Source organism: Bacillus sp. YBWC18 (genome assembly GCF_002998775.1).
In the GTDB taxonomy this organism is placed as follows: Bacteria; Bacillota; Bacilli; order Bacillales; family Bacillaceae; genus Bacillus.
Genome location: NZ_PVRI01000005.1, coordinates 350,747 through 361,901 on the forward strand (window position 1 = coordinate 350,747; position 11,155 = coordinate 361,901).

General features: G+C 41.9%; 10 protein-coding genes, 1 rRNA gene and 1 riboswitch. Of the genes, 6 read left to right on the forward strand and 5 right to left on the reverse strand.

All coding sequences use genetic code 11. The features are described 5' to 3' along the window. The first annotated feature begins 154 nt into the window (after positions 1-154). Positions 155-1,624 carry a betaine-aldehyde dehydrogenase gene (gene betB, locus C6348_RS15630; RefSeq protein WP_106043674.1) on the forward strand — a complete coding sequence of 490 codons (1,470 nt, stop codon included), beginning with the start codon at positions 155-157 and terminating at the stop codon, positions 1,622-1,624. 27 nt (positions 1,625-1,651) lie between these two features. Beyond that, positions 1,652-2,860 carry a choline dehydrogenase gene (gene gbsB, locus C6348_RS15635; protein ID WP_106043675.1) on the forward strand — a complete coding sequence of 403 codons (1,209 nt, stop codon included), beginning with the start codon at positions 1,652-1,654 and terminating at the stop codon, positions 2,858-2,860. A 40-nt stretch (positions 2,861-2,900) separates the two neighbouring features. On the opposite strand, the gene C6348_RS15640 is transcribed toward gbsB, so the two are convergent. Then, positions 2,901-3,380, reverse strand: coding sequence for a DinB family protein (locus C6348_RS15640; RefSeq protein ID WP_189293924.1), 480 nt, complete (start codon positions 3,378-3,380; stop codon positions 2,901-2,903). Between the two features lie 204 nt (positions 3,381-3,584). Between C6348_RS15640 and C6348_RS15645 the strand changes: the two genes are divergently transcribed. Further along, on the forward strand, positions 3,585-4,115 hold the full coding sequence (locus C6348_RS15645; protein WP_060597128.1) for an NfeD family membrane protein: 531 nt from the start codon (positions 3,585-3,587) through the stop codon (positions 4,113-4,115). A gap of 11 nt (positions 4,116-4,126) precedes the next feature. After that, on the forward strand, positions 4,127-5,674 hold the full coding sequence (floT, locus tag C6348_RS15650; protein ID WP_034659707.1) for a flotillin lipid rafts scaffold protein FloT: 1,548 nt from the start codon (positions 4,127-4,129) through the stop codon (positions 5,672-5,674). A gap of 230 nt (positions 5,675-5,904) precedes the next feature. On the opposite strand, the gene ftsW is transcribed toward floT, so the two are convergent. From ftsW to C6348_RS15670, 3 genes are read right to left on the reverse strand one after another with little or no spacing between them, the layout of a single operon-like run. Continuing rightward, the gene (ftsW, locus tag C6348_RS15660; RefSeq protein WP_106043691.1) at positions 5,905-7,038 is read right to left on the reverse strand and encodes a putative lipid II flippase FtsW; all 1,134 of its coding nucleotides are present in this window, start codon (positions 7,036-7,038) and stop codon (positions 5,905-5,907) included. Between the two features lie 5 nt (positions 7,039-7,043). Then, entirely contained in the window at positions 7,044-8,198 is a 1,155-nt protein-coding gene (gene rodA, locus C6348_RS15665; RefSeq protein WP_106043678.1) for a rod shape-determining protein RodA, read from the reverse strand. A gap of 14 nt (positions 8,199-8,212) precedes the next feature. After that, positions 8,213-8,848 carry a helix-turn-helix domain-containing protein gene (locus tag C6348_RS15670; RefSeq protein WP_106043679.1) on the reverse strand — a complete coding sequence of 212 codons (636 nt, stop codon included), beginning with the start codon at positions 8,846-8,848 and terminating at the stop codon, positions 8,213-8,215. 171 nt (positions 8,849-9,019) lie between these two features. On the opposite strand from C6348_RS15670, the gene C6348_RS15675 reads away from it, so the two are divergent. Beyond that, on the forward strand, positions 9,020-9,574 hold the full coding sequence (locus C6348_RS15675) for a GNAT family N-acetyltransferase (protein ID WP_106043680.1): 555 nt from the start codon (positions 9,020-9,022) through the stop codon (positions 9,572-9,574). Between the two features lie 240 nt (positions 9,575-9,814). Here the strand turns inward: C6348_RS15675 and thiT are convergent, their stop codons facing one another. Next, positions 9,815-10,390 carry an energy-coupled thiamine transporter ThiT gene (gene thiT / locus C6348_RS15685; RefSeq protein ID WP_106043681.1) on the reverse strand — a complete coding sequence of 192 codons (576 nt, stop codon included), beginning with the start codon at positions 10,388-10,390 and terminating at the stop codon, positions 9,815-9,817. Between the two features lie 98 nt (positions 10,391-10,488). Continuing rightward, positions 10,489-10,590, reverse strand: a riboswitch (TPP riboswitch). 435 nt (positions 10,591-11,025) lie between these two features. Here thiT and C6348_RS15690 point away from each other — a divergent pair. Further along, positions 11,026-11,155: ribosomal RNA gene (locus C6348_RS15690) — 16S ribosomal RNA — on the forward strand; the annotation flags it as partial.

The following is an 11,155-nucleotide window of genomic DNA, read 5'->3' on the forward strand; positions in this document are numbered from 1 at the left end:
GGACTATATGTTAACGAAAGAATACAAAATGTCAAAATAAATGAAGCCTATCTCCCTTTGACAGAAAAATTTGAACATGATAAGTTAATTATGTTCAGAACGTTAAATTTTTATTTAACAAACTTACCAAAGAGAATCAGAGGAGGTTCCTTCTATGAGTCAAACACTATTTATAGATGGGCAATGGGTTGGCGCCAAAAGTGGCGACACACGGGATATCATCAATCCATTTAATCAAGAAGTGATCGCGACAGTCAGCGAAGGATCAAGAAATGATGCGCAGCTAGCCATCAAAGCAGCGAGAAAAGCCTTCGATCAAGGGGACTGGGCAAACCAGCCTGGACTTGAAAGAGGAAATATGGTGTTTAAGATTGCTGAGTTGATTAGACGTGATCTTGATGAACTAGCCAAATTGGAATCGCTTGATACTGGTAAAACATTAGAGGAAAGCAAAGCAGATATGGACGATATTGCGAACGTGTTCCAATATTACGCAGGTCTGGCTGACAAAGATGGCGGGGAAATCATTGCGTCACCAATCCCGAACTCAAAAAGTGAATTAGTCAGAGAGCCAGTCGGTGTATGCGGGCAAATCACTCCTTGGAACTATCCATTGCTTCAAGCAAGCTGGAAAATCGCTCCTGCTCTTGCGGCGGGGAACACAATCGTTTTAAAACCAAGTGAAATTACACCACTCACCACGATCAAAATATTCAAACTCATGGAAGAAGCAGGAATTCCAGCAGGAGTTGCAAACCTAGTCCTTGGACCAGGGGCAACGGTTGGCGATGAGCTTGCTGTGAATGAACATGTAGATTTGATTTCATTTACAGGCGGTATTGAAACAGGCAAGAAAATCATGCAGGGAGCCAGTGGGAATGTGAAGAAAATCGCCCTTGAGCTCGGCGGGAAAAATCCGAATATTGTGTTTCAAGATGCTGATTTAGACGTAGCGGTTGACCAGGCAATGAATGCTGTGTTTTTCCATGCAGGGCAAGTATGTTCAGCAGGTTCACGTTTGCTAGTGGAAGAATCCATTCATGAGGAATTTTTAGAAGAACTGGTGAAGCGTACGAAAAAAATCAAGCTAGGCAACGGCTTTGATGAAGAAACCCAAAGCGGGCCGCTCATCTCAGCTGAGCATCGAGAAAAAGTAGAGAAATACGTCAGCATTGGGTTAGATGAAGGCGCAAGATTAGAAACAGGCGGAAAAAGACCTGACACAGAGGAGCTTTCAAATGGGTTCTTCTACTTGCCAACGATTTTCTCAGACTGTACGTCAGAGATGCGGATTGTCCAAGAAGAAGTCTTTGGCCCAGTATTGACAGTCGAATCCTTCCGAACAGAGGAAGAAGTGATCGAGCTGGCAAATGATACGATTTATGGATTAGCAGGAGCTGTGTGGTCTTCTGATATTGGAAAAGCCGAAAGAGTGGCTCGTCAATTAAGATTAGGCACAGTTTGGATCAATGATTTCCATCCTTATTTCGCTCAAGTACCTTGGGGTGGATATAAGCAGTCAGGTCTTGGACGTGAATTAGGACGCACCGGACTTGAGGAATATACGGAACTGAAGCATGTATATCGAAATACGAAACCTGAAGCGGTTCATTGGTTTAAATAAATATCACACATTTGGAGGAGATTCTATATGACGTTAAATATGAAAATTGAAAGCATGCAGAAATTCCACACATTTGAAATCCCGACTGTCATCAAACATGGCATCGGTGCAGTGAAACATGTTGGGGAAGAAGTGAAAGCATACGGTGTCACGAAGGTATTGCTTGTAACAGACCCAGGTATTTATCAAGCGGGCGTAGTAGACCCAGTGGTTGCTTCATTAAAAGAAGCACAAATCGATGTGATCCTATTTGATAAAGTAGAGCCAAACCCGCCAGTTCGTTTAGTGAATGAAGGATCTGCGTTATATGAAAAAGAAGGCTGTAATGGATTAGTCGCTGTAGGCGGCGGAAGCTCAATGGATACAGCGAAGGCAATCGGAGTAGAGGTGACTCATAAAGGCTCAGTCCTTGATTACGAAGCGGCAGAGGGAAAAAAACCGCTTGAAAACAGAATCCCACCTTTAACCACCATTCCGACCACGGCTGGTACAGGTTCAGAAGTTACGCAGTGGGCAGTGATTACGGATGAAGAAAGAGAATTTAAATTCAACACAGGTGGACCACTCATTGCAGCTCACCTCACAGTGATTGACCCAGAGCTTCATGTATCCATGCCTCCTCATGTGACAGCAATGACTGGAATTGATGCGCTTGCTCACGCTATCGAATGCTATACAATGAAATTTGCTCAGCCTATTACAGATGCGGTAGCGCTCATGGCCATTGAATATGCTGCTCATTATATCCGCCGTGCCTTTGCCGATGGCGAAGACCTGGAAGCGAGATATGGAATGGCACAAGCTGCAATGCTTGCCGGGCTTTCTTATGGAAGTGAATCAGCTGGAGCTGCACATGCGATGAGTCAAACACTCGGAGGCATTATTCCTGTAGCGCATGGCCAGTGTGTAGCAGCAATGATGGGACCGGTGATGGAGTATAACTGGAAAGGGTATCCGGAAAAATTCGCTCGTATTGCGCAAGCGTTCGGCATTGATACAAGCAGAATGTCTACAGAGGAAGCAGCAAAAGCTGCTGTGAACTGGATGTATGATTTAGTGGAAGATCTAGAAGTTCCTTCATTAGAAGAACAAGGTGTATCAAAAGATATGATTGACCGTTTATCTAAAGAAGCAATGAGAGATCCGCAAACAATTGGAAACCCAAGAGATCTAAATGAAAAAGCGTACAACTGGATTTATGCTCGCTGTTTTGATCTAACACCTAAAACAGTGTAACAATGAAAAAAGGCTCCCAAAAGGGAGTCTTCTTTATGTCTTATAGCTGTTCTTTAATTTCTTTGATTTGATGAATATGACGTTTTTCGTGTGCGCCGATAAAATCAAGATATTGCTTAAGGGATAACTCTTCAAACACAGGGTGCGCAATGACACGTTTGAAATCATCCTCAGTAAACGTTGATAAAATTTGATTGAGCTGTTCACGAGCTGTATCGAGCTCATCCTTTAAATGTGTAGGTGTCACATGCTTGCATTCAGGCTCAACAATACTAGGCGCAGTGGCTTTTCTAGAACGGTCCTCTGCCATTTCCACCGGCTTTGGCTCATATTCCTTGATCGGTGCTTTTTTTCCCTCAACAGCTAGATGTTTGGCTACCATGAGATCCATCTTCTTTAAGTGATCTGCCACCTCTTGAATACTCCAAGTATCATCAGATAACTTTTGATTCAATTGTTCTTCGTTCAAACCTTGCAGCTCTTGCCACAATTCTTGTCTTGCCTCATGTAATAAACTCATTTTCATCACCTCAAGATCAAATTTTAACATAGTGGTACATGACAATCATTCTTGAGCTATCGGGGAATTCCTGTGAAGAATTGTGAGGAAATTTGAAACCTTTACAAAAGTGGTTCGTATTACCTGTTAGAAGGAATACATTGGAGGTGAGCATGGTCTAAATGAAACAAAGGCTGTTCATTTCATGAAGAAAGGGTGAGGAAGATGGATGTGTTCGGGCTGCCGCTTGAGACGCTGTATTTATACATATTGATGATATCAGGAATCCTGACACTAGTTTTCGTCTTTTTCGGCGATGTATTTGATGGATTGTTTGAAGCGATTCCTGTTTCATTCCTTCAACCAACATTGATCCTCGCATTTCTTACCTTTTTCTCGGCTGGAGGGTTTATCTCTGAAAAAACAGCAATTGTAGGGAGTGGACTTGGCGCAGTATTATCTGCCATCCTCGCAGTGGTCCTTGTGACCTGTTTGAATGTATTTGTCTTAGTCCCGCTTTCCTCTGCTGAAGAATCTCTTTCATATACAGAGGCCGACTTAAAAGGAAGAACTGGGGAGATCATTGTATCTGTTCCAAAAGACGGGTTTGGAGAAGTGCTGTTAATTAGTAATAGCGGGAAAATCTCAAAGCCTGCCGTCAGTTTCGACGAAGAGGAGATTCCATATGGAACCCGGGTGCTGGTCGTCGAAGTGAACAAAGGCGTCTTATCAGTTATACCAAATGAAGAAATCTAGGAGGGAATGCTATGCCAGGAACAACCATTTTGATTATCATTGGAATTGTGCTTGTGATTCTTATTGCACTTATTGGTGTATTTGTTTCGAAATACCGGACAGCAGGTCCAGATGAAGCGTTAATTGTCACAGGAAGTTACCTAGGAAGTAAAAATGTCCACGTGGATGAAGGTGGAAACAAGATTAAGATTGTAAGAGGCGGAGGTACCTTTGTGCTCCCTGTTTTTCAACAAGCAGAGCCGCTCAGCTTACTATCTAGCAAGCTAGATGTTTCAACGCCTGAAGTCTATACCGAACAAGGTGTACCGGTCATGGCGGACGGAACGGCCATCATTAAAATTGGCGGATCGATTGAAGAAATTGCTACTGCAGCAGAGCAATTTTTAGGTAAAACAAAAGAAGACCGCGAAAACGAAGCGAGAGAAGTACTAGAAGGACACCTTCGCTCCATCTTAGGATCAATGACAGTCGAAGAGATTTATAAAAACAGAGAAAAATTTTCTCAAGAAGTACAGCGTGTCGCTTCTCAAGATTTAGCGAAAATGGGCCTCGTCATTGTGTCGTTCACGATCAAAGATGTCCGTGATAAAAATGGCTATTTAGAATCACTAGGTAAACCTAGAATTGCCCAAGTGAAACGCGATGCAGATATTGCAACAGCTGAAGCAGATAAAGAAACACGTATCAAACGTGCCGAAGCAGATAAAGATGCGAAGAAATCTGAGCTTGAGCGTGCTACTGAAATCGCTGAAGCAGAAAAGATCAATGAGCTGAAAAGAGCAGAATTCAGACGTGAACAGGATACAGCGAAAGCAAGTGCCGACCAAGCGTACGATCTTGAAACAGCTCGTAACCGTCAGCACGTAACTGAACAAGAAATGCAAGTGAAAATCATTGAACGTCAGAAGCAAATTGAATTAGAAGAAAAAGAGATCCAGCGTCGTGAGCGTCAATACGATTCTGAAGTGAAAAAGAAAGCAGATGCGGATCGTTATGCTGTTGAGCAGTCAGCTGCGGCGGAAAAAGCGAAACGCCTCGCTGAAGCAGATGCCAAGAAATACAGCATAGAAGCAATGGCAAAAGCAGAAGCTGAGAAAGTCCGAATTGACGGGCTTGCCAAAGCGGAAGCTGATCGTGCGAAAGGGGAAACAGAAGCAGAAGTCATTAGACTGAAAGGACTTGCGGAAGCCGAAGCCAAAGAGAAAATCGCTGAAGCATTCGAACAGTATGGTCAGGCAGCGATCCTTGATATGATTGTGAAAATGCTTCCTGAATATGCGAAGCAAGTATCTGCACCACTTTCTAACATTGATAAAATTACTGTTGTGGATACGGGAGGTAACGGCGAAGGCAGCGGGGCCAATAAAGTCACTGGCTATGCTACAAACCTCATGTCCAGTTTACAAGAAAGCTTGAAAGCATCCTCAGGAATCGATGTCAAAGAAATTATTGAGAACTTTTCCGGTAAAGGCAATGTGAAGCAAAGCATTCAGGAATTAACGAATGAAATCAAACAGCCAAGAAAAAAAGAGATCGCTGATCATCAAATAGAAGAATAAAATGAATAGACACCTTCCATCAGAAGGTGTCTCAGCGTGTAGACAAACCCTTGCATTCGTTGTCAGTCCTGCGCGCTGGTGCTCACGAATGTCTAATTCGCTCCGCGCCAGTACTCGTCCTTCCTAGACTTCAAAGGTTTTCTATCACGCTGAATAGAAGACAAAGGGCTAAAATAAAACCCATTTTAGCCCTTTGTCAACAACCAGAGACACCTTCCATCAGAAGGTGTCTATTTGGCATGCGCCGGATATGGATTCCTCTTTACATATGAAGAAAGATTCACGAGAATACCAGCAGATATCATCATGAACACTAGGGAGGAGCCGCCATAGCTAATAAAGGGAAGTGGAATGCCTGTGATTGGAAGAAGACCAAAGACAGCGCCTAAATTAAAGACTGCTTGGAGCATGATTTGAAACGTGAGCCCGATCGTTAACAGCTTTCCAAAAGGGTCGTGTAAAGCCTGCACAATTCGCATAGCGCGATACATGATGAGTAGATATGCACCAATCACAAACAAAATCCCCATGATTCCCAGCTCTTCACTGATGATGGCCATGATAAAATCCGTATGGGCTTCAGGAAGAAAGCCTAGCTTTTGAATGCTCCCGCCTAAGCCATTCCCCGTCAGCCCGCCTGAATTCATTGCGAGATACGAATGAATCAGCTGATATCCATCTCCATCTTCATACTGAAAAGGATCACGAAAAGAAGTCAGCCTCTTCAAACGGTAAGGAGCTGTCACTGCAAAAAAAGTGATACCTGCTGCCGCAGTCGATCCTAGCAAAATGAGATGGTGCGTTTTCAGCCCAGCGCATAATAAAATGATGCCGCAGCTTAATAAAATAGACACAGCTGTGCCTAAATCAGGCTGCTTTAAGATCAACAAAAAAACAAGACCTAAAAGAATGAGTGGCGGCAGTACGCCATTTTTAAAAGATGTAATGTACGCCTGTTTTTTCGCGTACACATAGGCAAAATAGATCACCATCACTAGTTTCACAGCTTCAGAAGGTTGGAGCATGAGAGAGCCCAACTGAACCCAGCGCTGGGAATTGTTTTTGACAACACCGATTCCAGGAAGCAGGACTAGGATCAGGCATAACAATGACAGCATAACAAGCCACCGAATCCATTTACGATAAATCTGATAAGGGAACAGAGCGGCAATGAAGAAAAAGAATCCCCCAATCAGGAGCCATTGCCATTGTTTGATGAAGAAATAGCTGCCCTTTTCATACTTCACTTCTCCTAAAGGATAACTCGCACTGTAAACCATCAGTAAACCAAATAAACAGAGGAACACAATCGTTCCAACAAGAATGCGGTCGACTCTTTTGAGATGAGATAGAAGAAATGTCATCATCTTCAATTCCAATTGCGCCCAAACATGTAGGATGATGACCTAAGATTGACGCTAAACACGAGGCCAATGGCGATCATGTTGGTCAAAAGCGCACTGCCCCCATAGCTGATAAAAGGAAGCGCGAGTCCCGTCACAGGCATTAAACCGACTGTCATCCCTACGTTTTGGAAAACTTGAAACACGATCAGCCCAACGACTCCCGCACATATGTACAATCCATAAAGCGTATTAGCATGCATAGCCACATGAATGATTCGGTAAATCATCATTAAGTACAAACACATCAAAAGGGAGGCGCCGATAAAACCAAACTCCTCACCAATGACGGCAAATATAAAATCCGTATGCGCTTCAGGGATATTACCTCCTTGTACTTGATGCCCCTGTGTAAAACCGCTTCCTGATAATTGACCTGATCCAATGCCGAGCATCGATTGTTTCAGCTGATACCCGTATGTTGAATCAAATTCATCAGGAGAGAGCCAGCCATAAATGCGATCAAGCTGATGAGGCTTAATGATTTTTGTAAAATGCTCAAAGTGTTCATTGTGCAAGTAGACCAAAAATGCAAGAAGTGCAAGAAAAGTAGCCATTAATGCGGCCATCATCTTGCTAGAAATCCCTGACACAAGCATCAGTGTAAAGGCGATGGATAATATCACGAGCGCTGTCCCTAAATCAGGCTGAATTAAGATGAGGAAAAAAGGGACAACGGTCCAGCAAACGACTTTACTTGTAGGAATGATGCTTTCTTTAAACGAAAATCGCTGATGCTTGTATTGGTTCAAGACAGCCGCTAGCAGCAGGATCACAAAAATTTTCATGAACTCTGATGGCTGAACTTTGATTGAACCGAAGCTGATCCACCTTTGGGATCCGTTTTGACTCGTTCCGAAAAAATGCACAAGAATAATGAGAAAAATACCACCTGCAAATAACCGAAAAGATAAACGCTCAAGCAGTTCATAATCAAAGTATGCAGCAGCTGCCATGAGGCTGAAACCGACGATATACCAGAAAATTTGTCTTTTGACGAAATAAAACATATCTTGCGTTTCATACTGTCCCGATCCGCTATATACAGCTATCAGGCTGATGACAAATAAACAAATCACAGTGAATAAAAGTACGAAGTCAATGCTGTACTGTTTTTTCATAGCTTCTTGTCCTGCTACCTATTTGTCAGCTGGTCTATGACAATTTTCACAGCCGCAGCATCATCAATATAGCCGATCGGAAAAATATAATCTGGTATTAAGTCAACAGGCATAATGAAATAAAGGAGTGCGCCCCCCATCAGCATTAATTCTCGAGAAGTACCCCGTCCGGTCATAAATAAGCTGTACATGTTTTTCAAATGTTGAAGGAATGGTCCGACGCCGCTTAGCGTCTCCATCTTTTTCTCAAAATTTGCCGAGATCGTTTCTTTTCCCTCGTTTGTTTGGCTATAGGCTTCGTATTCGTTTAACTTTTGTTTCAATTTGGTCTGACTAAATGTACCGTCGTAGACGTCCTGATCTTTCAGTATTTTTTCGATCTCTTCTACCGCTTGAATGAACGTATCACCGTGCACCTTTTCGCTTTTGACTGGAAACCCTGCAGCAGTCAATAGTTGATCTAATGATATGTTCAGAGAATCTGAAAGCCGCTGCAGGTGATTCAAAGTTGGTTTTCTTTTTCCATTCATGATTCGAGACAGTGTCGCTTTATCAATTCCTGTGTATGTGCTGAGATCTCTTAAAGATAGAGAACGTTGTTGCAATTTTTCCTTTAAGAGCTGCCCAAGCTCAGTTGTCTTAAAATCCATCTTTTACGCCATCCTTTGTATGATGTATCAACTCTTCTATAGAAGAAGTCGTACCCAATATAAAGGTGTGTTGACAAAATGTCAACGAATATCCTTTATTGATTGAATTTTAGGAAATAGGAATTTATCATAATGAAGATAGGGTGAAAACAGTGAGAAGGAGTGGCGCGGATGAAGGTGAGGCATGCTGTACAAAAAGATATTCCTAAAATTGCCGAAATACATGTGAAGAGCTGGCAGACGACTTATCAAGGCATTATTAATCAGGATTATTTGGATGGTTTAAATATAGAAGATCGAGAAGAGAGCTGGAGAAGAAGGTCGCTTGAAGGGACGTTTGTCGCAGAAGATGCCGAGGGGGTATTTGGTTTTGCTTCTTTTGGAAAACAGCGTGATGAGCGCTATTCAACATATGATGGAGAACTTTACGCGATCTATTTATTGGAAGAGAAACAGAAATCAGGAGCAGGTATCGCTTTAATTGCAGAAGGAGTGAGCTATTTAATAGAGAAAGGGTATCAGAATATGATGCTGTGGGTGTTTGAACAAAATTCGGCAAAGTATTTTTATCAAAAGCTTCAACCTCATTTTGTCGTTACCAGCCAGTTCGAGCTGGCTGGCCAGGAACATAATGAAATAGGGTATGGGTGGGAACTGTCTGTATTACATGACCATGTACACCGAATTAAATCGTCAGCTTCCAATAATAATGAGAGAAAAAAGTGAAAAGCACAGCTAGCAAAATATAAGAGATAAAAGGAGAAGCTTCTACTTTTCCTTTTATTCCTGCTATTTTTAAAGCTTCATAGAAACCTGCCAAAAAATAAGCAAGACTGAGAATATAACAGCACAGCATAATGGAGTAAGGGTTCATAGGCGTACCTCCAGCATGAAATCTTCTACTATTAATAGATTCCATAGAGCGGCAAATTATGCATAAAAAAATAACCAGCTGAAATCAGCCAGTTATTTTTTGTGAGGAAAAACCAAACGAGATGCACTTGGTATGAGTATGCAAAGAACGATACTGCAAATAATAAATGAAGGAACCATATATGTGCTGTTATAAATTAAAGAGTAAACCCAACCTGGTGTTCCTTTTGGTGCATACTGAGAAAAGAAAACAACACCAGAGATAAAGAACGTCAACAGTCTAAAGAAACTTGCAACAAATACGGATAAGGTAATATAGAAGAATTGCTGCTTTCGCTTTTGATCCTGAATGGCTTTTTTGATCAATCCAGAAAATAGACCGCTTAGGGAAATGACAACAGATGCGACGAAATAATCGAGAAATCCTTGAACAGGTGTAGCGATAATAGGGCCATTCATCAGCTGAAGGCCTGCAATAAGCACACCAATGATAAACCCGGTTGATATTCCCCATCTAATAGACATAAGAATGACGGGTATCATAATCAGCGCAAGAGATCCGCCATTTGGCATTCTTAAAAAGAGACCTGATAAGTAATCTAATACAAGTGCAAGTGAAGTCATAATTGCGATTTCCATCAGTCGTACCAATTGATTTGATTGCTGCATAAAAAAATCTCCTTTTTCATGAATTGAGCAAGGAGAGACCGTGTAAGGATGAGTATGTTATTCATAGAAAAACATATCGAGTTGAATACACTACATGTATTCAATTGATTCCACATTCCTACTTCAGTATTAACTGACAGGTTCAAAGGGTCAGAACAACGAGTGTTCACTCTCAGCACAAAGCTCCCCCTGCGGTTATTTAGTTTTCTTCTATTATAAATATACTAAAGACCTTCAGGATCAACAATAGAGAATTCCTGTGGCAATCAATTTTTGTATGATTATATAGGAAGAGATAAGGAAAAATAAATTATTTAGAAAAAATACTTGTTTCCTCTCTCGAAAGGTGTTATATTTGTATTCGCCGCTAAAACAGCGCGGTTATTAAATAACATAAAGAAAAAAGTTGTTGACTTTATCTTGATAGAATGTTATATTAATAAAGTCGCCTCTGAGAGACGATAAAGATGATCTTTGAAAACTAAACAAGACAAAACGTACCTGTTAATTCGAGTTTTTATAAAAAAATCCTATGATACATCATAGGTAGTCAGTCAAACTGGCGAGGCAGGAAATGATCACATGCTAAGTTCGCTACATCGTGTAGCAACGCATGTGTGATATGCATCCTGCATACCTCGGAGAGTTTGATCCTGGCTCAGGACGAACGCTGGCGGCGTGCCTAATACATGCAAGTCGAGCGGACAGAAGGGAGCTTGCTCCCGGATGTTAGCGGCGGACGGGTGAGTAACACGTGGGTAACCT